This is a genomic window from Variovorax paradoxus, assembly GCF_022009635.1.
GTDB lineage: Bacteria > Pseudomonadota > Gammaproteobacteria > Burkholderiales > Burkholderiaceae_C > Variovorax.
Window position 1 is genome coordinate 4,206,222 of the sequence record NZ_CP091716.1, and the last position, 24,370, is coordinate 4,230,591.

Annotated in this window: 21 protein-coding genes; 6 read left to right on the forward strand and 15 right to left on the reverse strand. The window is 67.9% G+C overall.

The features are described 5' to 3' along the window. Positions 1 to 12: 12 nt before the first annotated feature. Together L3V85_RS19465 and L3V85_RS19470 are read right to left on the reverse strand one after the other, a co-directional pair. Positions 13 to 1,326, reverse strand: coding sequence for a putative bifunctional diguanylate cyclase/phosphodiesterase (locus L3V85_RS19465; protein ID WP_237674379.1), 1,314 nt, complete (start codon positions 1,324 to 1,326; stop codon positions 13 to 15). Between the two features lie 222 nt (positions 1,327 to 1,548). Further along, the gene (locus L3V85_RS19470; RefSeq protein ID WP_237674380.1) at positions 1,549 to 1,884 is read right to left on the reverse strand and encodes a hypothetical protein; all 336 of its coding nucleotides are present in this window, start codon (positions 1,882 to 1,884) and stop codon (positions 1,549 to 1,551) included. Positions 1,885 to 2,044: 160 nt separating this feature from the next. Between L3V85_RS19470 and L3V85_RS19475 the strand changes: the two genes are divergently transcribed. From L3V85_RS19475 to L3V85_RS19485, 3 genes are read left to right on the forward strand one after another with little or no spacing between them, the layout of a single operon-like run. Beyond that, a complete protein-coding gene (locus L3V85_RS19475) occupies positions 2,045 to 2,722 on the forward strand; it encodes an HAD family hydrolase (protein WP_237674381.1) in 678 nt (225 codons plus the stop codon). Continuing rightward, a complete protein-coding gene (gene pgm / locus L3V85_RS19480; RefSeq protein ID WP_237674382.1) occupies positions 2,719 to 4,374 on the forward strand; it encodes a phosphoglucomutase (alpha-D-glucose-1,6-bisphosphate-dependent) in 1,656 nt (551 codons plus the stop codon). Before L3V85_RS19475 ends, pgm begins: the two co-directional genes overlap by 4 nt. A gap of 4 nt (positions 4,375 to 4,378) precedes the next feature. Further along, a complete protein-coding gene (locus L3V85_RS19485; RefSeq protein WP_237674383.1) occupies positions 4,379 to 4,777 on the forward strand; it encodes a PPC domain-containing DNA-binding protein in 399 nt (132 codons plus the stop codon). Between the two features lie 6 nt (positions 4,778 to 4,783). Here the strand turns inward: L3V85_RS19485 and L3V85_RS19490 are convergent, their stop codons facing one another. The 5 genes from L3V85_RS19490 to L3V85_RS19505 all read right to left on the reverse strand — a co-directional run bounded on the left by L3V85_RS19490 (position 4,784) and on the right by L3V85_RS19505 (position 9,646). Continuing rightward, positions 4,784 to 6,148, reverse strand: a complete 1,365-nt coding sequence (locus L3V85_RS19490; protein ID WP_237674384.1) for a homoserine dehydrogenase — start codon at positions 6,146 to 6,148, stop codon at positions 4,784 to 4,786. Between the two features lie 106 nt (positions 6,149 to 6,254). Then, complete coding sequence (locus L3V85_RS37355) at positions 6,255 to 6,380, reverse strand: hypothetical protein (RefSeq protein WP_272933840.1); 126 nt, start codon at positions 6,378 to 6,380, stop codon at positions 6,255 to 6,257. Positions 6,381 to 6,418: 38 nt separating this feature from the next. Continuing rightward, positions 6,419 to 7,474, reverse strand: coding sequence for an amino acid ABC transporter permease (locus L3V85_RS19495; protein ID WP_237674385.1), 1,056 nt, complete (start codon positions 7,472 to 7,474; stop codon positions 6,419 to 6,421). Beyond that, positions 7,471 to 8,484: an amino acid ABC transporter permease gene (locus L3V85_RS19500; protein ID WP_237674386.1), complete on the reverse strand. Its 1,014-nt coding sequence runs from the start codon at positions 8,482 to 8,484 to the stop codon at positions 7,471 to 7,473. Before L3V85_RS19500 ends, L3V85_RS19495 begins: the two co-directional genes overlap by 4 nt. Positions 8,485 to 8,611: 127 nt before the next feature. Next, on the reverse strand, positions 8,612 to 9,646 hold the full coding sequence (locus L3V85_RS19505) for an amino acid ABC transporter substrate-binding protein (protein WP_237680606.1): 1,035 nt from the start codon (positions 9,644 to 9,646) through the stop codon (positions 8,612 to 8,614). A gap of 153 nt (positions 9,647 to 9,799) precedes the next feature. On the opposite strand from L3V85_RS19505, the gene L3V85_RS19510 reads away from it, so the two are divergent. Further along, positions 9,800 to 10,195 carry a DoxX family protein gene (locus tag L3V85_RS19510; RefSeq protein WP_093240394.1) on the forward strand — a complete coding sequence of 132 codons (396 nt, stop codon included), beginning with the start codon at positions 9,800 to 9,802 and terminating at the stop codon, positions 10,193 to 10,195. 3 nt (positions 10,196 to 10,198) lie between these two features. On the opposite strand, the gene def is transcribed toward L3V85_RS19510, so the two are convergent. The 5 genes from def to smc all read right to left on the reverse strand — a co-directional run bounded on the left by def (position 10,199) and on the right by smc (position 18,060). Continuing rightward, positions 10,199 to 10,738 (reverse strand): peptide deformylase, encoded by a 540-nt coding sequence (gene def, locus L3V85_RS19515; RefSeq protein ID WP_237674387.1) that lies wholly within the window; start codon positions 10,736 to 10,738, stop codon positions 10,199 to 10,201. Positions 10,739 to 10,787: 49 nt separating this feature from the next. Next, on the reverse strand, positions 10,788 to 11,204 hold the full coding sequence (locus L3V85_RS19520; protein WP_237674388.1) for a hypothetical protein: 417 nt from the start codon (positions 11,202 to 11,204) through the stop codon (positions 10,788 to 10,790). A 113-nt stretch (positions 11,205 to 11,317) separates the two neighbouring features. Further along, complete coding sequence (gene ligA / locus L3V85_RS19525; protein WP_237674389.1) at positions 11,318 to 13,402, reverse strand: NAD-dependent DNA ligase LigA; 2,085 nt, start codon at positions 13,400 to 13,402, stop codon at positions 11,318 to 11,320. Between the two features lie 22 nt (positions 13,403 to 13,424). Beyond that, positions 13,425 to 14,528, reverse strand: coding sequence for a cell division protein ZipA C-terminal FtsZ-binding domain-containing protein (locus L3V85_RS19530; RefSeq protein WP_237674390.1), 1,104 nt, complete (start codon positions 14,526 to 14,528; stop codon positions 13,425 to 13,427). Between the two features lie 16 nt (positions 14,529 to 14,544). After that, positions 14,545 to 18,060, reverse strand: a complete 3,516-nt coding sequence (gene smc / locus L3V85_RS19535; RefSeq protein ID WP_237674391.1) for a chromosome segregation protein SMC — start codon at positions 18,058 to 18,060, stop codon at positions 14,545 to 14,547. A 114-nt stretch (positions 18,061 to 18,174) separates the two neighbouring features. Between smc and L3V85_RS19540 the strand changes: the two genes are divergently transcribed. Together L3V85_RS19540 and L3V85_RS19545 are read left to right on the forward strand one after the other, a co-directional pair. Then, positions 18,175 to 18,933: a hypothetical protein gene (locus L3V85_RS19540; protein WP_237674392.1), complete on the forward strand. Its 759-nt coding sequence runs from the start codon at positions 18,175 to 18,177 to the stop codon at positions 18,931 to 18,933. 117 nt (positions 18,934 to 19,050) lie between these two features. Further along, a complete protein-coding gene (locus tag L3V85_RS19545; protein WP_237674393.1) occupies positions 19,051 to 19,743 on the forward strand; it encodes a mobilization protein in 693 nt (230 codons plus the stop codon). A gap of 21 nt (positions 19,744 to 19,764) precedes the next feature. Here L3V85_RS19545 and L3V85_RS19550 read toward each other — a convergent pair whose 3' ends face one another. From L3V85_RS19550 to macA, 3 genes are read right to left on the reverse strand one after another with little or no spacing between them, the layout of a single operon-like run. After that, positions 19,765 to 21,210 carry an efflux transporter outer membrane subunit gene (locus L3V85_RS19550; RefSeq protein WP_414080140.1) on the reverse strand — a complete coding sequence of 482 codons (1,446 nt, stop codon included), beginning with the start codon at positions 21,208 to 21,210 and terminating at the stop codon, positions 19,765 to 19,767. After that, entirely contained in the window at positions 21,167 to 23,176 is a 2,010-nt protein-coding gene (gene macB / locus L3V85_RS19555) for a macrolide ABC transporter ATP-binding protein/permease MacB (protein WP_237674395.1), read from the reverse strand. The genes L3V85_RS19550 and macB overlap by 44 nt, the downstream gene beginning before the upstream one ends. Continuing rightward, a complete protein-coding gene (gene macA, locus L3V85_RS19560; protein WP_237674396.1) occupies positions 23,173 to 24,330 on the reverse strand; it encodes a macrolide transporter subunit MacA in 1,158 nt (385 codons plus the stop codon). Before macA ends, macB begins: the two co-directional genes overlap by 4 nt. Between the last annotated feature and the right edge of the window lie 40 nt (positions 24,331 to 24,370).

The following is a 24,370-nucleotide window of genomic DNA, read 5'->3' on the forward strand; positions in this document are numbered from 1 at the left end:
CTGCACTTCGGTTCAGGCCGCGGGTGGGTCCTGCGGGGGTGGGGTCGTGGCGGGTGCCGCGAGCGCCGGTTCGTCCGGCGTGCTGGTGTCGCGGCCCCACAGGGGTGCGCTCTCGTAGGCGGCGACCCATTTCACGATGTCCTTGGCGGCCATCGGCATGGCGATGCCGTAGCCCTGGGCCAGCGTGCAGCCCATGGCGAGCAGCGCCTCGCCCTGCTTCACCGTTTCGACGCCCTCGGCCACGGCCGTGAGCCCCAGCGCATGCAGCAGCGCCAGGATGCCCTGCACGATGGCCCGGTCCTGCGCGTTGTCGAGCATGCCGCGCACGAAGGACTGGTCGATCTTCACGGCCGACACCGGCAGTTGGCGCAGGTAGGTCAGCGACGAATAGCCGGTGCCGAAGTCGTCGATGGTCACGCCCACGCCCAGCGCCTTGCAGGCCTCGACGAACAGCGCCACGTTGGCGAACTGGCTGATGGCAGTGGTCTCGAGAATCTCCAGCTCGAGCATGCCCGCGCCCAGCTTGGGAAACTGCGAGAGGTGGCGTGCGAGGCGATCGACGAAGTCCCAGCGCATCATGTGGCGCGGCGCCACGTTCACGCTGACCGACACCTGCAGACCCGCCAGGCGCCACTGGTGCGCCTGCCACAGCGCGGTGGCGATGGCCCAGTCGCCGACCTGCTCGACCAGTGCGTCGTCTTCGATGAGCGGCACGAACTGGATCGGCGGCAGCAGGCCGCGCTCCGGATGCTGCCAGCGGATGAGCGCCTCGACGCCGACGACCTCGCCGCGGCGCATGTCGACCTTCGGCTGGTAGACCAGGAAGAACTCGCCCTGCAGCAGCCCCTCTTGAATGCGCTGGCGCTCGCGCACCACCTGCTCGTCGGCGCGTGCCTGCGGAGCGTCGAAGTAATGGACTTTGCCGTCGGCGGCGCGCTTGGCGAAGAAGGCCGCGTGCTGCGCCTGGCGCAATGCGATCTCGGGCGGCGGGCCATTGCTGTCGAGCATCATCGCGCCGATGCTGGCGTCGATGCTGGCTGTCTGGTCGCGCCAGGTCCAGGGCTCGGCCAGCGCGTTCTGGATGCGTTCGAGCACCTGCGCGCATTGCGAGGTGCCCAGGCCGGCGAACACCGCCGCGAACTCGTCACCGCCCACGCGGGCCATGACGCTTTCGCGCGGCAGCTGTGCCTTGATGCGGCGCGCGACCTCTTCGAGCGCCGCATTGCCGGCAACCATGCCGAGGCGGTCGTTGAGCTCGGCGAAACGATCGACGTCGAGATAGCAGACGGCCGCGAGGCGCTTGCCCGCACGTGCCCAGTCGTCCATCAGGGGACGCAGCACTTCATCTGGCGGCAGGCGTGCTGAACCGTCGTAATGCGACGGCAGAGAGACGGGGGGTTGCTTGATCGACAAAAGACTGTGGCTCCGGAAAGTCGCGAGCTATTGTTCTCCCAATTCTGGCCGTTCGGCGCTTTGGAGCGCGGATTTGTGACAGCCGCTGTGTGCGCACAACACATGTGCATGCAAAAAAGGGCTTTCTCTTCGCGCCTAACCGCAATATGCACCCACCACGCGGCCTGCGGCCTCCACCTGGATGTTGAGCCGCGTGGCGTCCTGGGCCGGATCGGGGGAATCGGCGGGCAGCACGGTACGGGCCATCCGGGCACCGGCACGCTGGCGCATTTCCTCGATCAGCAAAGGGGAAACACGCAGTCCGAGGCCGAAGCGCGCGGCGCCGGCCTGGCAGGTCTCGGGCGGCGGCGCGAAGCCGGGCGGCTCGGGCACTTCGGAGGTCAGCGGCCGGTCGGCAGGAGGTGACTGGCAGCCGGCAAGCGCGAGCACGAGGGTGGCCAGGGCGAGGTAGCGGCCGTTCGTCATATGCATTCATTTCCTCCGGGAATCGAGTCGGGAGCCTGTTCTGCGGCAGAGGTTAAGCCAGCGGGCCGCAAGGCATCAACTAATTCGCATGGCCATGGCCGGGCCTTGGCCGCCAGGCGTATGCTGGATGCGACGCGCGCAGCCCCGGCCATCGGCCGCACACCTCATGACACAGCCTCCCGCCACCGTTTTCCTGATCGACGTCGACAACACCCTGCTCGACAACGACCGCGTCATCGCCGACCTTCGCGCCCATCTCGAGGAGAACTTCGGCGCCGAAAGCTCCGCCCGCTACTGGGACGCGCTGGAGGCGCTGCGCGCCGAGCTCGGCTATGTCGACTACCTGGGCGCGCTGCAGCGCTACCGTGCCGAGGAAAGCCGCCGCGGCATGAGCGACTCGCGCCTGCTGCTGATGTCGGGCTTCCTGATCGACTACCCCTTCGCCGACCGCCTCTATCCCGGCGCGCTCGATGCGCTGAAGCACCTGCGCCGGCACGGCCCCACGGTGATACTGTCCGACGGCGACGTGGTGTTCCAGCCGCGCAAGGTGCAGCGCTCGGGCCTGTGGGACGCCACCGAAGGCCGCGTGCTGATCTACGTGCACAAGGAAGAAATGCTCGACGCCGTCGCGCAAAGCCACCCCGCCAGGCATTACGTGATGATCGACGACAAGCTGCGCATTCTCTCGGCCATGAAGGCCGTCTGGGGGCCCCGTCTGACGACGGTCTTCGTGCGGCAGGGGCACTATGCGCTGGATGCGCAGGCCATTGCCGCCTACGCTCCCGCCGACATCACCATCGAACGCATCGGCGACCTGATCAACTTCGACTTTCCATCGACATGAGCCAAGCCACCAATCCCCTCGCGGGCCAGCCCGCCCCGCTCGACCTGCTGGTCAATGTGCCGCGCCTGATCTCGGCCTACTACACCGGCCGGCCCGATCCGTCCGTGCCGGCCCAGCGGGTGGCCTTCGGCACCTCGGGCCATCGCGGCTCGTCGTTCGACAACGCGTTCAACGAATGGCATGTGCTGGCCATCAGCCAGGCGATCTGCGACTACCGCAGGCAAAAAGGCATCGACGGCCCGCTGTTCCTGGGCATCGACACGCATGCGCTGTCGACGCCGGCGTTCAACAGCGCGGTGGAAGTGCTGGCCGCCAACGGCGTCGAGCTGATGATCTCGAAGGACGACGAATACACGCCCACGCCGGCCGTCTCGCACGCCATCCTGGTCTACAACCGCGGGCGCACCGAAGGTCTGGCCGACGGCATCGTCATCACGCCTTCGCACAACCCGCCCGAAAGCGGCGGCTTCAAGTACAACCCGCCCAACGGCGGACCGGCCGGCACCGACATCACTTCGGCCGTCGAGGCCGCGGCCAACAAGATGCTGGCCAACAACCTCGAAGGCGTGAAGCGCCTGCCGCTCGCACAAGCACTGCGCGCCGACACCACGCACCGGCATGACTACCTGAACACCTATGTCGAAGACCTGGCGCAGGTGCTCGACATGGACGCCATCCGCGGCGTGGCCATCGATCTTGGCGTCGATCCGCTGGGCGGTGCGGGCGTGCACTACTGGCCGGCAATCGCCGAGCGCTACAAGCTGAACCGCCTGAACGTGCTGAGCCAGGAGGTCGACCCCACCTTCCGATTCATGTCGCTCGACTGGGACGGCCGCATCCGCATGGACCCGTCGTCGCCCGATGCGATGCACAAGCTCATCGCGCTGAAGGACCGCTTCGGCATCGCCTTCGCCTGCGACACCGACCACGACCGTCACGGCGTGGTCTCGGGCAGCACTGGGCTGATGCAGCCGAACAGCTACCTCGCGGTGATGATCGACTACCTCTACACGCACCGCCCGCAATGGCCGGCGCAGGCGGCCGTCGGCAAGACGGTGGTGAGCAGCCAGATGATCGATCGCGTCACCGCGCGGCTCGGGCGCAAGCTGTACGAGGTGCCCGTGGGCTTCAAGTGGTTCGTCGACGGACTGGTCGATGCGTCGCTGGCCTTCGGCGGCGAGGAAAGCGCGGGCGCAACCTTCCTGCGCAAGGACGGCTCGGTGTGGACCACCGACAAGGACGGCATGGTGCCCGCCCTGCTCTCCGCCGAGATTGCGGCGCGCACCGGCCGCGACCCCGGCGAGCGCTATGCCGAGCTGACGCAGGCGCTGGGCCAGCCGGTGTCGGACCGCGTGGACGCTGCGGCCACGGTCGAGCAGAAGAAGCGGCTCTCAAACCTGTCTCCCGCGCAGATCAAGTCGACCGAGCTGGCGGGCGACAAGATTGTCGACGTGCTGAGCCATGCGCCGGGCAACGGCGCGGCCATCGGCGGCGTGAAGGTGGTGACCGCGAACGGCTGGTTCGCGGCGCGGCCCTCGGGCACGGAGAACATCTACAAGATCTACGGCGAGAGCTTCAAGGGCCCGGATCATCTGGCGCGCATTCTCGAAGAAGCGCAGCAGGTGGTCGATGGAGCGCTGTCGGGCGGTTGAGCGCATGCGGACGCTGGTGCTGCGGCTGAATCCGGGCGACGACCTGCGCGCGTCGCTCGACGCGGCGCTAAAGAAAGGCGGCGACGACGCGGCCTTCGTGGTCTCGGGCATCGGCAGCCTGCGTGGCGCGAGCATCCGGTTCGCGGGCGCGGAGAACGCCGCGCGCATCGAAGGCGATCTGGAAATCCTCACGCTGGCGGGCAGCCTGTCGCCGGACGGCTCGCACCTGCACATCAGCGTGTCGGATGCCGATGGGCGCGTCTTCGGCGGGCACGCGGCGCCGGGGTGCACCGTGCGCACGACCGCCGAGGTGCTGGTTGCGTGGCTGCCCGAGTGGCATTTCAGCCGGACGCACGACGCGACGACGGGCTATGCCGAGCTCGCGCCGCGCCTCAAGACCTGAAAAGGCTCACTCGGCGAGCTCTTCCACCCGCAGCGTCGTCACGGCTCCGGCCACCGCCGCGTGTTCCTGCAGCGCGTGCACCGCGAGGTCCAACGTGCCCTGCGTCACCTGCCCGGTCAGCACCAGCACCTGGGGCCCCGCGCCAGCGGACTCGGCCGCCAGCGCGACCTGACGCACCGGCACCTTCTGCTCTGCAAGGCAGGCCGTGACCGCCTGGATCTGGCTCACGGCGTGCACCGGCACGCGCAGGTAGTGCAAGGTGTCGACCGCGGCGCGCGGCAGCACCGTCAAGGCGTTCGTCGCATGCGCATGGACGCCCAGGTGCGGCACGTGCTGGGCGGCATCGACGCCGTCGAGCCGCGCCACGTCCACGAGGTCGGCGATCACGGCCGATCCCGTCTGCTCCGAACCTGCGCCGGCGCCGTAGTACATCGTGAGGCCCGCCGCATCGCTCTTGACCATGACCGCGTTCATCGATCCCTTCACATGCGCCATCAGGTGATCGGCGGGCACGAGCACGGGCTGCACGCGCAGCTCGACGCCCGACGCCTGCCGGCGCGCCACGCCCAGCAGCTTGATGCAAAAGCCGAGTTGCTCGGCGCAGGCCACGTCGATGCCCTGCAGGCCGGTGATGCCCTCGACCTGCGCGTCGGCAAAGCGCAGCGGCATGCCGAATGCGTTGGCCGCGAGCAGGGTCAGCTTGTGGGCGGCGTCGATGCCTTCGATGTCGAAGGTCGGGTCGGCTTCGGCATAGCCCAGCGCCTGGGCCTGCGCGAGCGCGGCGGCAAAGTCCAGGCCCTCGTCGCGCATCTTGCTGAGGATGAAATTGGTGGTGCCGTTGATGATGCCCGCCACCCATTCAATGCGGTTGCCCGCGAGCCCTTCGCGCAGCGCCTTGATGATGGGAATGCTCACGGCCACCGCGCCTTCGTAGGCGACGACCACGCCTTGCTCGCGCGCGGCCGCGAAGATCTCGGTGCCATGCACGGCCAGCAGGGCCTTGTTGGCCGTCACCACGTGCTTGCCGTGCGCGATGGCGGCCAGCACCCAGTCGCGCGCGGGGCCGGTGCCGCCGGCCACTTCCACCACCACGTCGACATCGGGGTGCGTGGCCACGTGCATCGCGTCGGCCGTGAGCGCAACGCCCTCGCCCACGATACCAACGGCCCGCGCCAGGTTGCGCGCCGCGACGATCACGAGCTCGATCGAACGGCCGGCCCGCGCCGCGATGTCGGCCCGGTTGCGCGCCAGCACGCGGAAGGTGCCGGAGCCCACGGTGCCGATGCCGATCATCCCCACGCGCAGGGTACGAATGGCCGCGGGACGGCGGCTGTGCAAGGGCTCGAGGGATTCAACGGGATCGCGGTACATGGACATCTCCAGACGAAAAAACAAAACCCAGCTGCCAGAGCTGGGTTCATTCGTTCGGGGAGAGAGCGATACACCAGGTGGCTGCCGGAACGGCCACCTGCGCGTGTCAGGTGACCGCGGTGGTAATGGTGGTAATCATTCGAGCAACAACCATCGCCTGCGCGGAGGCAGGCGGCATCATGCGAGCCATCAGGGCTGCGTTGGATGCGGGGTTGAGGTTGAGGCTCGACATGAAGGCCAGGAGTGTACCGCAGCTGGCCGACGCCCGGCTCAGGGCGCCGCCGACAGGCGCTTTTCGAGCCACACGCTGTAGCGCGAGAGCCCGAAGCACAGCACCCAGTACACGGCCGCGATGAAAAGGTAGCCCTCGAGGTAGAAAGGCCGCCACGTCGGGTCGCCGCCCAGTGCCAGCCCCAGCGCACCGGTCAACTCGAACAGGCCGACCACGGTGACCAGCGAAGTGTCTTTCAGCGTGCCGACCACGCTGTTGGTCAGCGCCGGCACCACCAGGCGCAGCGCCTGCGGCAGCACGATGTCGCGCTGCACCGGCCAGCGGCCGAAGCCCAGCGCCATCGCCACTTCGGTCTGCCCGCGCGGCACCGCCTGCAGGCCACCGCGGATGATCTCGGCCAGATAGGCGGCCACGAACAGCGTGAGGCCCGCGAGCACGCGCACCAGCACGTCGGGCTGCCAGCCGGCCGGCCACAACAGCGGCAGCAGGAACGAGGCCATGAACAGCACCGAGATCAGCGGCACGCCCCGCACCAGCTCGATGTAGCTCGCGCTCAGCGTGCGCACCACCGGCCAGCCCGAGCGGCGACCCAATGCCAGCAGCAACGCGAGTGGAAAGGCCAGCGCCAGTCCCACGACGGCGAGCCCGATGGTCAAAGGCAGGCCGCCCCATCGGCTGGTCGGCACGCCGCTCAGCCCCAGCACGCCGCCGCGCATCAGCAGCACGAACAGCAGCAGCGCGACAATCCACAGCGGCGCCAGCCACCAACGCCAGCTGCGCGGCCAGGCGCTGAGCACGGTGACGGCCGACAGCACGACCACCGCGACCGCCGGCCGCCATTGCTCTTCATACGGAAAGCGCCCGAAAAGCATCGGCCGCCACTTCTCGGCCACCACACCCCAGCAGGCGCCGTGCTGCACCGCGCGGCAGGCCTCGGCATCGGGACGGAACACCGCATGCACCACGCCCCATTCGACGACATGGAAGCCGCCCCACGCCAGCAGCGCAAGCAGCAGCACCGTCGCCAGCGCACGCAGCGGCGAACCCCAGAGTTCGCTGCGCCACGCGATGGGGCCTTGCGCGACATTCCTCATCGCCACCCTCGCAGCGCGACGCGCGCGTTGTAGCGGTTCATTCCGAAGGAAATCAGCAGCGAGAGCAGCAGGTAGACCGCCATGATGATGGCAATGCACTCGAAGGCGCGGCCATTGGAGCCGATGGTGGTGTTGGCCACCGACACCAGCTCCGGATAGCCGACGGCCACCGCGAGCGAAGAGTTCTTGGTCAGGCTCAGCAGCTGATTGGTCAGCGAAGGCACGATCACCCGCAACGCCTGCGGCAGGATCACGATGCGCAACTGCTGCCCCGAAGAAAGACCCAGTGCCTGCCCCGCCAGCACCTGGCCCTGTGAAACCGAGAGGATGCCGGCGCGCACGATTTCCGCCACGAACGCCGCCGAATAGAAAGTCAGCCCGGCAACGATGGTCACGTACTCCGGGCTCAGCGCGGCACCGCCGCTCACGCCGAAATTACCGCGCTCCGGCCACTCGAAATGCGTAGGCCACCAGCCGCCCTCGGCCGCCACGGGCCAAGGCACGCTCAAGCCGCCCTTGCTGAGCCACACGCCCGGCAGCAGGTGCACGGGCTCGGTCGGATCGGGCAGCAGGTTCGCCATCGCGAAGGCCAGCATCAGCAGTTGCACCAGCAGCGGCACATTGCGCAGCAGCTCCACATACGCGGTGCAGATGCCGCGCAGCAGCACATGCGGCGCGAGCCTGCCGATACCGATCAGCGTGCCGAGCACCACCGAGAAAATGGCCGCCGGCACCGCCGCGCGCACCGTGTTGATCAGGCCCGCGAGAAAGGCGCGCCAGAACGGCTGGCTGGCATCGAAATCGAGCCAGCCCTCGCTGATGGAAAAGCCCGCGGGCTCGGTCAGGAAATCGAAGCCCGAGCGAACGCCGCGCGCGCGGAGCACCTCGAGCGCGTGGTGCACCACCCAGACGGCACCGGCCACCACGGCCAGCACCAGCAGCACCTGCACCGCCCAGGCCAGCCAGACGCCGCGGCGCGACGAGGCAACGGCATCTCTGCGCATTGCCATCAGCTCGCGGACCTGCTGCGATCAAATGCCAGGAACACCGCGGAACCGGCTTCGCCGGGCCGCAGGTGTTGCCCCCGGCGAGGGGGGTGGCGCAGCGACACGAAGTGCGCGAAGCCTGGGGGAGGCATCACCTGACCGGGGGTGCGTAGATCAGGCCGCCCTTGCTCCAGAGGTTGTTGGAGCCGCGCGGCAGCTTCAGCACAGACTTGGGCCCGACGTTGCGCTCGAACATCTCGCCGTAGTTGCCCACGGCCTTGATGGCGCGGAAAGACCATTCCTTGTCCAGGCCCAGCAGCTTGCCGAGGTCTTCACCGGTGCCGACCAGGCGTTGCTGCGCCGGGTCCTTGCTGTTGGCCTTGAGCTCGTCGGCGTTGGCCTGCGTGACACCGGCCTCCTCGGCCTCGATGAGCGCGTTGGGCACCCACTTGGCGATGGCGAACCACTCGTCGTCGCCGCGGCGCACCAGCGGTGCCAGCGGCTCCTTGGAGATCAACTCGGGCAGGATGACGTAGTCGTCGGGGTTGGGCGCCTCCTTGTTGCGCAGGCCGGCCAGTGCCGAGGCGTCGGTCGTGAAGGCCTGGCAGCGGCCGGAGAAGAAGGCCTTGAAAGAAGCCTCGAAGCTCTCGAACACCACGGTCTTGACCGGGATGCCCTGCGCGCGGAAGTAGTCCGACACGTTCTTCTCGTTGGTGGTGCCCGACTGCGTGCAGATGGTGGCGTTCTTGAGCTGCTTGGCGCTCGTCACCTTGAGCTTCTTGGGCACCAGGAAGCCCTGGCCGTCGTAGTAGGTGATGGTGGTGAAGTTGAAGCCCAGCGAGGCGTCGCGCGTGAGCGTCCAGGTGGTGTTGCGCGCGAGGATGTCGATTTCGCCGGCCTGCAGGGCCGAGAAGCGCTGCTGCGAATTGAGCGGCACGAAGTCGACCTTCTTGCCGTCGCCGAGCACGGCCGCGGCGATGGCGCGGCAGGTGTCGACATCGAGGCCCGACCAGTTGCCCTGCGTGTCCGGTGCCGAGAAACCCGCCACCCCGTTGGTCACGCCGCATTTGACGGTGCCGCGCTGCTTGACCGCGTCGAGCGTCTTGCCAGCGAAGGCCGGCGCGGCTGCGGCGAAAGCGATGACGGAGGCGGCGGCAAGCAGCGCCGGGCGGAATCGGGTGTTCATCATTGGTGTTCTCCTCAACAGTAAGCAAAAGGCAGTGTACGGGGCGTTACCGGACTCTGCCAAAGAACTCCGGGTTGGATACATATGCCGCCGCGCGCAGCCCAGGTTCACTACCATACGGCCCTCGAATCACTTCACCTGGAACCTACTCAAATGGTCAAATCCGACGACACCGGCAAGTTCATCCTGCGCGTTTCGCTCGGCGTCCTGATCCTGCTGCACGGCATTGCCAAGCTGCAGGGCGGCGTCGGCTTCATCTCGGGCATGCTGGCCCAGCACGGGCTGCCCGGCGCGCTGGCCTATCTCGTCTACATCGGTGAAGTGGTGGCGCCGGTGCTGCTGATCATCGGCCTGTACACGCGCCCTGCCGCCTGGATCGTGGCCATCAACATGCTGGTGGCTTTTGCGCTGGTCCACATGAAGGACCTGACCGCGCTCGGCAAGCAAGGCGGCTGGGCGCTGGAACTGCAAGGCATGTTCCTCTTCGCGGCGCTCGCCCTCGCCTTCATGGGCGGCGGACGCTTCGCGCTGAGCAGCAAATACAACTAGGCTTCAATCGTCGTCATCGGCATCGAGGCCTGGAAACAGGACCTCGGTGTAGCCGAAGCGCGAGAAATCGCGCACCCGCATCGGGTACAGCTTGCCCAGCAGGTGGTCGACCTCGTGCTGCACCACGCGTGCATGAAAGCCGGTGGCAACCCGGTCGATCGGGTCGCCGTAAGGATCGAAGCCGGTATAGCGGATGTTGGCAAAGCGCGGCACCACGCCGCGCAGGCCCGGCACCGACAGGCACCCTTCCCAGCCCTCTTCTTCCTCGTCGTTCAGCGGCGTGATGACGGGGTTCAGCAGCACCGTGCGGGGCACGGGCGGTGCGTCAGGATAGCGGGGGTTGACGACATCGGTGCCGAAGATCACGAGCTGCTGGTCGACGCCTATCTGCGGCGCCGCGAGACCCGCGCCGTTGACCGCATGCATGGTTTCGAACATGTCGCGCACCAGCAGGTGCAGTTCGTCGGTGTCGAAGGCGGCGACCGGCTGCGCGATGCGCAGCAGCCGGGGGTCGCCCATTTTCAGGATTTCGCGGATGGCCATGGCGGGATTATCGCGACAGGCCCGCGACCTTGGCCCGCCACGGGATCAATCACGGAGGCGTCGTACCCTTCTGGTCCGGCGACGTCCACAGGTGGGCGTTGGGGTTCGGCCGGGTCGCTCCCGGAGGCAGCACCGCGGGCGGCACCACGCCTGGGCGACCACCGCCCCACGCAGGCGGCGGCGGGCGCCCGGCACCTGGGTAGGGATAACCCGGACGCACTGCAGGATAGGCAGGCCGGTTGTAGTACGGACGGTCGCGATAGTAGGGACGGCGACCATCGTAATAAGCACCACCGTTGATGTAGACCGGCGCCGGCGCCACCACCACGGGCGAAGGCTCGCTGTAGTAAGGCCCCGACGAGTAGCCGCCCCCGTAATAGGGGTCGCCCGGCACGCCCACACAGCCGGTCAGCAGCGCGACGCCGCCGAGCGCAATGCAGGCACCAAGAACACGAATTTTTTGCATGAGGGACTCTCCTTGTGGCCTTTCAGTTTTCTTTCAACGCCAGGTTGTAGCCCCTGTTGACTGCGCTCGGATGAAGTCAGGTAACGACCGGTAAGGAGAACCTGAAGCTCCCCTTAATCCACCGCTCCCTTCGCCAGGATTTCCAGCATACGCGCCTCGTCGATCACCTCGACCCCGATTTCCCTGGCTTTGTCGAGCTTGCTGCCGGCGTCTTCGCCCGCAACGAGGTAGTGGGTTTTCTTGCTGACGGAGCCGGCCACCTTGGCTCCGGCTGCTTCCAATTTATCCTTCGCTTCGTCCCTGCCCAGCGTAGGAAGGGTACCGGTGATGACGAAGGTCAGGCCCGCCAACGGCTTGGGCGCACGGGCCTCGGGCTCGCCCTCTTCCCATGTCAGGCCGCAGGCGCGCAGTTGCTCGACCACCTCGCGGTTGTGCGGCTGGTCGAAGAAGGTGCGCAGGCTCTGGGCGACCACCGGACCGACGTCGTTCACCTCGAGCAACTGCTCTTCGGTCGCGTCCATGATGCCGTCCAGCTTGCCGAAGTGCTTGGCCAGGTCTTTCGCGGTGCTCTCGCCCACATGGCGAATGCCCAGGCCGAACAGGAAGCGCGGCAGCGTGGTCTTCTTCGACGCCTCGAGCGCATCGACCAGGTTCTTGGCCGATTTCTCCGCCATGCGGTCCAGGCCCGCCAGCGTGGTGAAGCCCAGCTTGTAGAGGTCGGGCAAGGTGCGGATCAGGTTCGCGTCGACCAGTTGCTCCACCAGCTTGTCGCCCAGCCCGTCGACGTCGACCGCGCGCCGCGCCGCGAAATGCAGGATCGCTTCCTTGCGCTGCGCCGCGCAGAACAAGCCGCCGGTGCAGCGGTAGTCGACCTCGCCTTCCTCGCGCACGGCTTCCGAACCGCACACCGGGCACTTGTGCGGCATGGTGAACAGCGGGCCGCGCTGATCGTCGGGCTTGGCAAGGCTCTCGGGCACCACGCCGACCACTTCGGGAATCACGTCGCCGGCGCGGCGCACGATGACGGTGTCGCCCACGCGCACGTCCTTGCGGCGGGCTTCGTCCTCGTTATGCAGCGTGGCGTTGGTCACGGTCACGCCGCCGACGAATACCGGCGCCAGCTTGGCCACCGGCGTCAGCTTGCCGGTGCGACCGACCTGGATTTCGATGCCGAGCACCTCGGTCAACTGCTCCTGCGCCGGGTACTTGTGGGCCACGGCCCAGCGCGGCTCGCGGGTGACGAAGCCCAGCTGCCGCTGCAGCTCGATGCTGTCGACCTTGTAGACCACGCCGTCGATGTCGTAGGGCAAGGCGTCGCGCTGGCGGCCGATGTTCTCGTGGAAAGCGATCAGCTCGATGGCGCCGGTGGCCCGCGCCGTCTGCTGGGCGACCGGGAAGCCCCAGGCCTTGAACTGCGCCAGCCAGTCGAACTGGGTCGGGCAATCGGGGCCGCCTTCGCTTGCCGGCGTGACTTCGCCCAGCCCATAGGCAAAGAAGCTCAAGGGCCGCGCCGCGGCAATCGCCGGGTCGAGCTGGCGCACCGCGCCCGCCGCCGCGTTGCGCGGATTGACGAACACCTTCTCGTTCTTCTGCCCGGCCGCGATCTTCTCGCGCTGGCGCTCGTTGAGCGCGTCGAAGTCGGCACGCTTCATGTAGACCTCGCCGCGCACTTCGACCACGGGTGGCGCCTTGCCGTTCAGGCGCAGCGGAATCTCGCGCACCGTGCGGATGTTCTGCGTGACCTCTTCGCCGACCTCGCCGTCGCCGCGGGTCGCGGCCTGCACCAGCACGCCGTTTTCGTAGCGCAGGTTCATGGCCAGGCCGTCGAACTTGAGTTCGCAGACATACGCCACCTGCGGTCCGTCCTCGGCCAAACCGAGTTCCTTGCGCACCCGCGCATCGAAGGCGCTGGCGCCGCCGGGCGTGATGTCGGTCTCGGTGCGGATCGACAGCATCGGCACCTTGTGGCGCACCTTGGTGAAGCCGTCGAGCACCTTGCCGCCCACCCGCTGTGTCGGCGAGTCGGGCGTGCGCAGGTCGGGGTATTCGGCCTCGATGGCCTGCAGGCGCTGGAACAGCTTGTCGTACTCGGCGTCCGGCAGTTCGGGCGCGTCAAGCACGTAATACAGGTTGGCGTGCCGGTGGAGCTGTTCGCTCAGTGCGGCGGCTTCGCGTGCCGCTTCGTCGCGCGATGTCATGGGTGTCTCCGGAAAGTCCGAATTAGCTGAAGAGGCGGCGCGCCAGCGGCGATCCCGCCGCGAGGTCGCGCCCGTCGAGCGTGTCGTAGAGCTGCTCGAGGTCGTTGCCGATCACGTCCATGGTCTCTTCGCGCAGCAGTTGGCCGTCGCTGTCGGTGACCACGCCGTCCATCTCGCGCGCGAGCGTGGCGGCGGCTTCGCGCATGCGGCGGAACGGCTCTTCGGCGCGATCGACCTGCGGAACGTCCAGGCTCAGGCTCAGCTCGCGAATGGCCGACTGGGCCGGATCGTCTGCCAGCGCCGCCTGCGTGTCGAAGGCCAGCCCCAGGATGGGCGGCAGCCCGACCTCGCCCGTCGGCAGCACCATGCGCCCCGGGATGATGCCGGCCACGAAGCCCAGCCGCGCCGCGTTCTGCTGCACGTAGCCGGGGCTCCATGCGGCATGCAGCGCGCGCAGCACGAAGCCCAGTTGCGCATCGTGCGCGCTGGCGAACTGGTCGAGCTCACGGGCGCGCGCCACTTCGTCGAGCATTTCAGGAAACTCGGGCGCCCCGTTGACGGCATCGGCAAAGGCCTGCGCCTTGACCACGAATTCGGAGTACTCGATCTCGTTGAGCGCGCCGGTGCGGTTGGCCAGCTGCACGCCGACCTGGAACGCCCTGTAGCGCTGCCCCGGCACGGGCGGCTCCCACTGGCCGTTGTGTTCGTTGAGGCCCTCGATGGCCACCGGCTTGCTGCCCGCGCGCCGCGTCGGCGGCATGGCGGCGATGGCGGCGTCGCCCGAGGCCAGGCCGTCGAGCGAGATAGGCGCGATCACGTCGATCAGCGGGTCGAGCCCGCCGCGGCGCTCGCCGGTCGGCACGGGCATGCCGCTGGGCGCCGGCAGGTCGGGGTCGAACAGCGGCTCATGGCGGTCGCTGCCCGGCACCTGGTTCGGATCGACATGCAGCGTCGGCTCCAGGCCGTCGGCCGAGCCGGACATCGCGCGTTCCGCATCGGCCAGCGCGATGTCGACCGCGTCGGGCTGGCGCGGCGCATTGCGGCGCGACATCAGCGTGTTGTAGGCAACGACGGCCGCGAGAACGAGGCCGCCGAGGATGGTCAGGGCGAGAGTGAGGCTGCTCATCGGTGTGCCGCCCGGCTCAGGCCGCAGCCACCATGGAAGCCGCCGCCTCCATGTCGACCGCCACGATGCGCGACACGCCCTGCTCCTGCATCGTCACGCCGATCAGTTGCTCGGCCATTTCCATGGCGATCTTGTTGTGGCTGATGAAGAGGAACTGGGTTTCACGGCTCATGGCGGTGACGAGTTTGGCATAGCGCTCGGTGTTCGCGTCGTCCAGCGGCGCGTCCACTTCGTCCAGCAGGCAGAAAGGCGCCGGGTTCAGCTGGAAGATGGCAAACACCAGCGCAATGGCCGTGAGCGCCTTCTCGCCGCCCGAGAGCAGGTGGATGGTCTGGTTCTTCTTGCCGGGCGGCTGCGCCATCACCTGCACGCCCGAGTCGAGGATCTCGTCGCCGGTCATCATCAGCTTGGCATTGCCGCCGCCGAACAGCTCGGGGAACATGCGGCTGAAGTGGTCGTTGACGATCTTGAAGGTGCCCCCGAGCAGGTCGCGCGTTTCGGCGTCGATCTTGCGGATGGCGTCTTCGAGCGTGCCGATGGCTTCATTCAGGTCGGCCGATTGGGCATCGAGGAAGATCTTGCGCTCGCTGGCGATAGCCAGTTCGTCGAGCGCGGCCAGGTTCACCGCGCCGAGCGCGACCACTTCGCGGTTGAGGCGGTCGATTTCGCTCTGCAGGCCGGTCAGGCGCACCTTGTCGGTCTCGATCGACTGCTCGATGGCCTCGAGGTCGGCGCCGGCGTCGTCCAGCAACTGCTGGTATTGCTCCACGCCCAGGCGCGCGGCCTGTTCCTTGAGCTGGAATTCGGTGATGCGCTGGCGCAGCGGATCGAGTTCGCGCTCCAGCTGCAGGCGGCGCTCGTCGCTGGCACGCAGCTTGAGCGTGAGGTCGTCGTACTGGCTGCGTGCCGAGCCCAGCGCGGCTTCGCGTTCGAGCTTGAGCGCAAGTGCGTCCTGCAGGCCGGCCTGCGCGGCGGCGTCGGACAGGCGGCTCAGCTCTGCGCGTGCGCGCTCGTCTTCGTCGGTCAGCGACACGACTTGCTGCGCCGCGGTTTCGATGGAGCGGTTGAGTTCGCCGCGGCGCGCTTCGAGCGTGCGCTGCGAGAAGGTCGCTTCCTGCGCCTGGCGCTCCAGGCTGCGGTGCTGCTCGCGGCTGGCGTTCAGCGCGCGGCCGGCTTCGATCACGCGCTCGTCCAGTTCCGCATGGCGTTCCTGGCTGTCGGCCAGTTGCATGTCGAGTTCTTCGAAGCGGCCTTCGGCCGAAATGCGGCGCTCCTGCAGTTCCTCGAGCTGCGCATCGACTTCGCCGAGGTCGGCGGCCAGCTGCTGGCTGCGGGCGCGGGTCTGCTCGGCCAGCTGCGTCATGCGCAGGGTCTCGACCTGCAGCTCGTGCGCGCGCGACTGGGTCTCGGCGGCTTCGCGCCGGGCGGTCACGAGGCGCTGCGCGGCGTCGGCATAGGCGGCTTCGGCGCGGACCAGCGCGGTGCGCGCTTCTTCGTTGATGAGCGTCTGGGCGCGCAGCTGGCGCTCCAGGTTTTCCATTTCCTGCTGGCGGGCCAGCATGCCGGCCTGCTCGGAATCGGGTGCGTAGAAGTTGACGCTGTGCGAAGACACGGCATGGCCGCTCTTCACGTAGATCACCTCGCCGGGCTGTAGCGTTGCGCGCTGGGCCAGTGCCTCTTCGAAGCTGTCGGCGGTGTAGCAGCCGTGCAGCCAGCCGGTCAGCAGGGCTTGCTGGCCGGCGTCGTTCAGGCGCAGCAGGCTCGAAAGGCGCGGCAACGCGGCGGCGCTCTCCGGCACGCCGGCGGCGGGCGGGCTGTAGAAGGCGAGCTTGGCGGGCGGCGCGTCGTTGCCGAAGGCGCGCACCATGTCCAGGCGGCTGACTTCCAGCGCGCCCAGGCGCTCGCGCAACGCGGCTTCGAGGGCGCTTTCCCAGCCCTGTTCGATATGGATGCGGCTCCACAGGCCCTGCAGGCCGTCGAGGCCGTGCTTGGCCAGCCACGGGGCGAGCTTGCCGTCGGTCTTGACCTTCTCCTGCAGCGCGCGCAGCGCATCGAGGCGGGCCGAGAACTCGGCGTGGCGGGCACCCTCGGTGTTGACCGCCTGCTGCCTGGCCCGGCGGTCGTCGTCGAGCTGGGGCACCGTTTCCTGCAGCTCCTGCAGGCGCGCGTCGGACTCGCTCGCGGCTTCCTGCGCGGCGGCATGCTGCTCCTGCATGTCGAGCAGGCGGGCTTCGTCGGGCGCGGCCAGCGCGTTCTGGTCGGCGCGCAGGCGTTCGCTGCGCTGCGTGAGCTGGCGGCTCTGTTCTTCGATGTTGCGCTGGTCGGCGGCCAGCACCTGGATTTGCTGCTGCACCTGCGACACGGTCGTGCGCTGGGCGTTGGCCTGGTCCTGCGCGCGCTGCACGGCCTCTTCGAGCTCCGGCATGCGCGCGTCGTGTTCCTCCAGCTGGGCGGCGAGCAAGATGGCCTGCTCTTCGGCATCGACACCCGCGCCGGCCAGCGTTTCGATCTCGGCTTCGGCTTCTTCGCGGCGGCGGCCCCACTGGCCCATCTGCTCGCGCAGCTGCACCAGGCGCTGCTCGACGCGCTGGCGGCCTTCGACCACGAAGCGGATCTCGCCCTCGAGCCGGCCGACTTCGGCGCTGGCCTCGTAGAGCTTGCCCTGGGCCTGGTTCACCTGGTCGCCGGCGCCGTAGTGGGCCTGGCGCACGGTTTCGAGTTCGGACTCGATGCGGCGCAGGTCGGCGGTGCGCGATTCGAGGTCGTTGATCGCCTTTTCGGAGTCGGCCTTGATCTTGGCCTGGTCGGCGTTGCTTTCGCTGCGCTTGAGGAACCACAGCTGGTGCTGCTTCTTCGTGGCGTCGCCCTGCAGCAGGTTGTAGCGCGCGGCCACTTCGGCCTGCTTCTCGAGCTTCTCGAGGTTGGCGTTGAGTTCGCGCAGGATGTCTTCCACCCGCGTGAGGTTCTCGCGCGTGTCGCCCAGGCGGTTCTCGGTCTCGCGGCGGCGTTCCTTGTACTTGGAGACGCCGGCGGCCTCTTCGAGGAACAGGCGCAGTTCTTCGGGCTTGGACTCGATGATCCGGCTGATCGTGCCCTGCCCGATGATGGCGTAGGCGCGCGGGCCCAGGCCGGTGCCCAGGAACACGTCCTGCACGTCGCGGCGGCGCACCGGCTGGTTGTTGATGTAGTAGCTGCTGGTGCCGTCGCGGGTAAGCACGCGGCGCACCGCGATTTCGCCGAACTGGTTCCATTGGCCGCCGGCACGGTGGTCGGCGTTGTCGAACACCAGTTCCACGCTCGATCGGCTGGCCTGCTTGCGGGTGGTCGTGCCGTTGAAGATCACGTCCTGCATCGACTCGCCGCGCAGCTCCGACGCGCGCGACTCGCCGAGCACCCAGCGCACCGCATCCATGATGTTCGACTTGCCGCAACCGTTGGGCCCGACGACGCCCACCAGTTGGCCCGGCAGCAGGAAGTTGGTGGGTTCGGCGAACGACTTGAAGCCCGAGAGCTTGATGGAATTAAGACGCACGACTTGTCGGCCTGCCTTGGCTGTAGCGCCAAGGTATTGATTTGTAAGGAAAATTGCACGGGCCTGCAGCTTGCAGCAGGCCGCCGCCCCAGCCGTGGATGATAACGTCAGGGCATGAGCGATTCCCCGGTTTCAACCCTTGCGGCGCGAGGCGCCTGGCTGCTGGCGGGCACGGCCATCCTGATCGGCGCGGCCGGCTGCTCGTCGGTGCGTTCCACAGAGCGCGCGGAGCCCTACGCGAGCCAGGAATGGATGCAGTCCGGCGCCAACCGCATTGCCAATCTTTCGCTGCGCGACAACCTCCAGTCGGTCCGGCGCGTGCAGTCCACCCTCTACAAGCGCAACCCGCGCGAATGGCGCAAGTCGGCGCCCAGCATGGAAGAAGCCACCCAGCGTGCCTGGGACGCCGTGCTCAAGGGCCCGCCGCTTCCCGAGCTGCACGGCGCCAGCGGCATCGACGCAATCCGGCTGGCCTTCGACACCGGGCCGCAGGGCTACCAGGGCGACCGGGTGGCGGCGCTGGTGTACGGCTGGGCGTCCATGCTCAAGCAGGCCAACGGCGACACCTGGGACCAGACCATGATCGACGGCGTGAACGCCGAAAACAGCTTCCGCGCCGCGCGCAACTTCGAGATCTCGCTCTGGCTGATCTCCTCCAAGACCGGCCCCGACGGCCAGCCTCTGCTGCTGGCCACCGAGATCAGCGAGCGCGGCCGCAACCTCGTGGCCGACCGCGAGCTGTCGAAGGTGGTGGCCCGGCTCGACCTGCTGGCCGCGCAGGCCGACGAGAAATACCGCCGCGCCGCGCTCGACTTCGGCCAGAACTGGATCATGGGCGTGGTCATGCCCTTCTTCACGCTCGTGCCCAAGTGAGGCGCAAGCCACCGGCCACGGGCAGGCACGGCGCGTGCAAGCAGCGAAACCGCAAGGCGAGGCCCCTAGAATGAAATCGCCCTTCACCCCTCAACCCTTCAGAGGCAGCAGCAGTACATGAGCTCCATCAATTTCATCGGCGGCGAAAAAGGCGGTGTCGGCAAGTCGGTCACGGCACGCGTGCTGGCCCAGTACTTCATCGACCACAGCCGGCCCTTCACCGGCTTCGACACCGATCGCTCGCACAGCTCGTTCACCCGCTTCTACGAAGGCTTCGCGTCGCCCGTGGTGGTCGACAGCTTCGAAGGCCTGGACACCGTGGTGAACGGCTTCGAGACCAATCCCCAGCAAAGCGTGATCGTCGACCTCGCGGCCCAGACGCTGGCGCCGCTGTCGCGCTGGATCAAGGAATCGGACCTGTTCGACGTGTTCGCCGAAATCGGCGTCACCGTCAACTTCTGGCATGTGCTCGACGACGGCAAGGATTCGACCGACCTGCTCGGCAGCCTGATCGACACCTTCGGCAACCGCCCCAACTACATCGTGGTGCAGAACTACGGACGCGGCAGCGACTTCGGGATGCTGCTGGCCTCGCAGTCGCTTTCGAAGGCCACGGCCAACGGCGCGCGCGTGATTGCCCTGCCCCGCCTGCACGAGGCGAGCATGCGCAAGATCGATGCACAGAACACCAGCTTCTGGAAGGCCGTGAACGACCGCGAAGGCTCGCACGCGCTGGGTCTGCTGGAGCGGCAACGCGTGAAGTCGTGGCTGGCCACGGTCTACGCGGCCTTCGACACGCTGCCGCTCTGAGCCCCCAGCGGGGCCGGTGCGCTAAGACGCAACCGCCGCCCCGCCTCCCAGGGCCTTGTAGAGCGTCATCGTCGCGTTGAACTGGTTCAGCCGGTTCAACGCCAGCGAAACCTCGGCGGTGCGGCGCCGGTCTTTCGCATCGAGCACCGGCTGAAGCGCTGTCGCCCCGGCCCGATACCGCACTTCCGACAGCTTCTCGGCCCGCTGCGCTTCCTGAAGGGCCAGCGCCAGCTTGATGCTTTCGTCGCGCAGTTGCGTTCGCGACGACAACGCGTTCTCTACCTCTGAGAGCGCCGTATAGAGCGACTGCCTGAACCCCACCACCGCTTCTTCATACTGCGTCTGCGACACGCCGACCGTCAGCCGCGCCGTGTTCCATTGCAGGAACGGCAGCGCCAGCCCCGCGCCGAGGGTGGCGACCGGGTTCTTCAGCAGATCGCCCAATGCCGTGCTCGACGTGCCGAGCGAGCCTGTCAGGCTCAGCGTCGGATAGAAGCCGGTGCGCGTGGCGTCGACATTCGCCAGTGCGCCGCGCAAGCGCAGTTCCGCCGCATGCAGATCGGGCCTTCGGCCCAGCAGGCTGGCGGGCACGCCCGCATCGATGGCGGGCAGCGCGGTATCCGGCAACCGCGTGGGCTCGTTTGCCAGCGCTTCGGGTGGCCTGTCGAAGAGGATCGCCAACGCATTGCGCGCCTCGACACGCTGCTGCAGCAACTGCGTGTGCGCCGCCTCCTGCGTCGCCAGGTTCTGGCCGGCCTGCGCCACGTCCAGCCCCGACACGGCACCCGCCGCGTACTTGGTGCGCACCAGCGCCAAGATGCGCCGGCCGTCCTCGATGCCCGCTTCGCTCAGGGCGATGCGCTGGTTCAGGTAGCCGGTCTGCCAATAGAGCCCCGCCGTCGTGCCGACCAGCGCGAGCGCGGCGGCCTGGCGGTCGGACACCGTGGCCTTCAACTCCCAGTCGGCGGCGCTGCGCAGCGCCGATAGCCGGCCCCACAGGTCGAGTTCGTAGCTCAGCGTGACCAGCGAACTCGATGCGGAACCTGCCACGCCGCCGCGCTTCAGGTCGTAGCCACGGCTCGTGTTGAGCTGCCCCACCACGCCCGGCGTGAGATTGGTGTTGGCCAGGCCCGCCTGCAACTGCGCGCGCTGCACGCGTATGCCCGCCACGGCCAGGTCGTTGTTCGTGCGCAGCGCGTTGTCGATCAGCGTGTCCAGTTGCGGGTCCTGAAAGGCGGCCCACCACTGCTCGGAAGGCATCGCGGCGGCATTCGCCACAGCGACGGGCGAAGGCTGTTGCTGCTGCCACGCCGAGGGCACGTTCAATGGCCGCTGCTCGCGCTGCTCAGGCTGGAACAGCGCGCACCCGCCGAGCGTCAACGCCACGGCAGCGGCCGCCACGCCCCGATGAAGAAAGCGCGCGCTACTCACGAGCCAGCGCCTCGATCGGGTCCAGCCGCGCGGCATTTCGCGCCGGCAGGTAGCCGAACAGCACGCCGATCAGCGACGCGCACAGGAATGCCGACACCACGGCCCCCATCGAAAAGATCATTTGCCATTGCTTGACGAAAAGCGAAAACAGAAAGCTGATGCCGTAGGACAGCGTCACGCCGATCAGGCCGCCCACCAGGCACACCAGCACCGCCTCGGTCAGGAACTGCTGCAGCACGTCGCTCTGGCGCGCGCCCACGGCCATGCGAATGCCGATCTCGCGGGTGCGCTCGGTCACCGACACCAGCATGATGTTCATCACGCCGATGCCGCCCACCACCAGCGAGATCACGGCAATGAGCGACAGCAGCAGCGTGAGCGACTGGCTCGTGCGCTCGGCCGTCTTCACGATGCTGTCCATGTTGAAGGTGAAGAAATCCTTGCTGCCGTGGCGCATGGTGAGCAGCTTGACCACGCTGTCCTCGGCCGCCTTGGTCGGCTGGTCGTCGCGGATGCGCACGGTGATGCTGTCGAAGTGCTGCTGCCCGAAGAGCCGGCTCGCGCCGGTGCTGTAGGGCAGCCAGATGTTGAGCGACTTGTTCTCGCCGAACATGTTCTTCTTTTCCTGCGACACGCCGATCACGGTGCACGGCAGGTTGCCCACCAGGATGATCTTGCCCAGCGGATCGGTGCCCTCGGGAAACAGCTTGCGCCGCGTGTTCTGGTCGATCACCACCACCTGCGACTGATGCCGCACATCGCTGGCCGTGAAGGCCGCGCCGCTCGCCATCTGGATGTCGCGCACCCGGAAGAAGCTGTCGCTGACGCCGTTCACCGAGCCGTTGATGTCGACGCTGCGGTAGCGCAGCCGCAGGTTGCGCGAGGTCGAGGGCGTCACGCTGTGTACGTAGGGCTGCGCCGCCAACGCGTCGAGGTCGGAGGGTGTCAACGTACGTATGCTCGCGGCCTTGTCGTCCCCGAAATCGCTGCCCGGGTACACGTCGAGCGTGTTGGTGCCGATCGCCTTGATGTCCGACAGCACGAAGCGCTTGGCGCCCTCCCCGATGGCCACGATCGACACCACCGAAGTGATGCCGATGATGATGCCCAGCATGGTCAGCGCGGTTCGCATGCGGTGCGCCATCATCGAGCGCCACGCCATGCGGAAGGCCTCGGCAAAGCGGGCCCAACCGGTGCTGAAACGCGCGATGCCGAGCTTGGGCCGGGTCATCGCGCCGCCCGGGGCCGCGGAGGCGTCGGCCTGCGCCGACTGTTCGGGTGCCGCGACTGTCGGCACGTTCGGCCGGTCGCGCACGATCACGCCGTCGGCGATCTCGATGATGCGTTCGGTACAGCTCGCCACCTGCATGTCGTGCGTCACGATGATGACCGTGTGGCCCTGCGCATGCAGCTCGCGCAGAATGCCGATCACCTCCTGCCCGCTCTTGCTGTCGAGCGCGCCGGTCGGCTCGTCGGCCAGGATCACCTGCCCGCCGTTCATGAGCGCGCGCGCGATGCTCACGCGCTGCTGCTGGCCGCCCGAGAGTTGGCTGGGCCGGTGCTCCGTGCGATCACCCAGGCCCAGCCGCGTCAGCAACTGGCGGGCACGCGTGTCGCGCGCCTCGCTGTCGGTGCCGGCGTACACGGCGGGTACCTCGACGTTGCCGGTGGCCGTCAGGTGCTGCATCAGGTGGTAGCGCTGGAAGATGAAGCCGAAGTGCTCGCGCCGCAGCTCGGCCAGCGCGTCGCTGTCGAGCGTGCCCACGTCCTTGCCCGACACCAGGTAGATGCCGGTGCTCGGCCGGTCGAGGCAGCCCAGGATGTTCATCAGCGTCGACTTGCCCGACCCCGACGCGCCGACGATGGCCAGCATCTCGCCGTTGCCGATGTCCAGGTCGACGTTCTTCAGCACCTGCACTTCCTGCTCGCCCGAAGGAAAGCTTCGGCCGATGCCGCGCAGGGACAGCAGCGGCTGCTCTGCCTGTTGCGGCTGCTGCGTCATTGAGCCTTGCCCCGGGGACCGCCGCCGTCGGGCCTGTCGGCCAGAGCCGATGCGTCGCCGGTGATGACCTTGTCGCCCTCCTTCAGGCCTTCGAGCACCTGCGCCTGGAAGTTGTTGCTGATGCCGACGCGCACCATGCGCTTCTCGACGCTCTGGTCGGCCTTGAGCACGCGCACTTCCTGGCGGCCGTCCTTGTCGCGCGTGCCGAGCGCCGTCAGCGGCACCACCAGCGCCTGCTTGGCCTCGCCCAGCATGATCGCGACCTGCGCCGTCATGTCGACGCGCAGCGTGCGGTCGGGGTTGGGCACGTCGAACAATGCGTTGAAGAACACGGCGTTGTTGATCTTCTCGGGCGACGGCTGCACCGCGCGCAGCGTGCCGTAGTAGCGCTTGTCGGGGTCGCCCAGGATGGTGAAGTACACCGGCTGGCCCGCCTTCACGCGCACCACGTCGGCTTCTGACACCTGGGCCTTCACGGTCATGGTCGACAGGTCGGCCAGCTTCATCAGCGTGGGCACCTGGAACGAGGCCACCACGGTCTGGCCTTCGAGCGTGCTGATGGACACCACGTCGCCGTCGATGGGCGCGACGATGCGCGTGTACGACAGGTTGGTCTGCGCCGAGGCCAGCGCCAGCCGCTGCTGGCGGATCTGCGCGTCGAGCGACACGCCGTCGGCACGCAGAGCGCGCAGCTCGGCGTCGGCGCTTTCCATGTCCTGCTTCGCGGCGGCGTCCTGGGCCAGCATTTCCTGCTGGCGCGTCCAGCTGAGCTGGGCCTGCCTGATGCGCACTTCCTTCGCGAGCTTCTGCGCCTGCAGGTTGTCGAGCTTGGCCTGCTCCTGCGCCAGCGTGTTCTGCGAGATGACGGGATCGATCTCCGCGAGCCAGTCGCCCTTCTTCACGGTCTGCCCCAGCACCACCTTCAGCGACTTGAGCTGGCCGCTGACCTGCGCCCCCACTTCCACCTGCTTGAGCGCCTGCAGCACGCCGGTGGCGAGCACCGCGTTCTCGAGATCGGTGCGCTGCACCGAGGCGGTGAGGTATTCGGGCTTCCTGGCGGGGCTCAGGCCGACGAAGGCAACGAGGCCCAGCACCACGAGAACGAGAATTCCGATGAAGTATTTGCGCGACCGCCGGGGTTGGGTATTGGGCATTCGAGAAAAGGTTGGGGGCGCCGAATGCCAGGTTTCTTCA

Excerpts from the sequence above, each read along its gene's own strand:
- L3V85_RS19465 (WP_237674379.1), bottom strand. The coding sequence starts at position 1,326 with ATGGACGACTGGGCACGTGCGGGCAAGCGCCTCGCGGCCGTCTGCTAT.
- L3V85_RS19470 (WP_237674380.1), bottom strand. The coding sequence starts at position 1,884 with ATGCATATGACGAACGGCCGCTACCTCGCCCTGGCCACCCTCGTGCTC.
- L3V85_RS19475 (WP_237674381.1), top strand. The coding sequence starts at position 2,045 with ATGACACAGCCTCCCGCCACCGTTTTCCTGATCGACGTCGACAACACC.
- pgm (WP_237674382.1), top strand. The coding sequence starts at position 2,719 with ATGAGCCAAGCCACCAATCCCCTCGCGGGCCAGCCCGCCCCGCTCGAC.
- L3V85_RS19485 (WP_237674383.1), top strand. The coding sequence starts at position 4,379 with ATGCGGACGCTGGTGCTGCGGCTGAATCCGGGCGACGACCTGCGCGCG.
- L3V85_RS19490 (WP_237674384.1), bottom strand. The coding sequence starts at position 6,148 with ATGTACCGCGATCCCGTTGAATCCCTCGAGCCCTTGCACAGCCGCCGT.
- L3V85_RS37355 (WP_272933840.1), bottom strand. The coding sequence starts at position 6,380 with ATGTCGAGCCTCAACCTCAACCCCGCATCCAACGCAGCCCTGATGGCT.
- L3V85_RS19495 (WP_237674385.1), bottom strand. The coding sequence starts at position 7,474 with ATGAGGAATGTCGCGCAAGGCCCCATCGCGTGGCGCAGCGAACTCTGG.
- L3V85_RS19500 (WP_237674386.1), bottom strand. The coding sequence starts at position 8,484 with ATGGCAATGCGCAGAGATGCCGTTGCCTCGTCGCGCCGCGGCGTCTGG.
- L3V85_RS19505 (WP_237680606.1), bottom strand. The coding sequence starts at position 9,646 with ATGAACACCCGATTCCGCCCGGCGCTGCTTGCCGCCGCCTCCGTCATC.
- L3V85_RS19510 (WP_093240394.1), top strand. The coding sequence starts at position 9,800 with ATGGTCAAATCCGACGACACCGGCAAGTTCATCCTGCGCGTTTCGCTC.
- def (WP_237674387.1), bottom strand. The coding sequence starts at position 10,738 with ATGGCCATCCGCGAAATCCTGAAAATGGGCGACCCCCGGCTGCTGCGC.
- L3V85_RS19520 (WP_237674388.1), bottom strand. The coding sequence starts at position 11,204 with ATGCAAAAAATTCGTGTTCTTGGTGCCTGCATTGCGCTCGGCGGCGTC.
- ligA (WP_237674389.1), bottom strand. The coding sequence starts at position 13,402 with ATGACATCGCGCGACGAAGCGGCACGCGAAGCCGCCGCACTGAGCGAA.
- L3V85_RS19530 (WP_237674390.1), bottom strand. The coding sequence starts at position 14,528 with ATGAGCAGCCTCACTCTCGCCCTGACCATCCTCGGCGGCCTCGTTCTC.
- L3V85_RS19540 (WP_237674392.1), top strand. The coding sequence starts at position 18,175 with ATGAGCGATTCCCCGGTTTCAACCCTTGCGGCGCGAGGCGCCTGGCTG.
- L3V85_RS19545 (WP_237674393.1), top strand. The coding sequence starts at position 19,051 with ATGAGCTCCATCAATTTCATCGGCGGCGAAAAAGGCGGTGTCGGCAAG.
- L3V85_RS19550 (WP_414080140.1), bottom strand. The coding sequence starts at position 21,210 with ATGCCGCGCGGCTGGACCCGATCGAGGCGCTGGCTCGTGAGTAGCGCG.
- macB (WP_237674395.1), bottom strand. The coding sequence starts at position 23,176 with ATGACGCAGCAGCCGCAACAGGCAGAGCAGCCGCTGCTGTCCCTGCGC.
- macA (WP_237674396.1), bottom strand. The coding sequence starts at position 24,330 with ATGCCCAATACCCAACCCCGGCGGTCGCGCAAATACTTCATCGGAATT.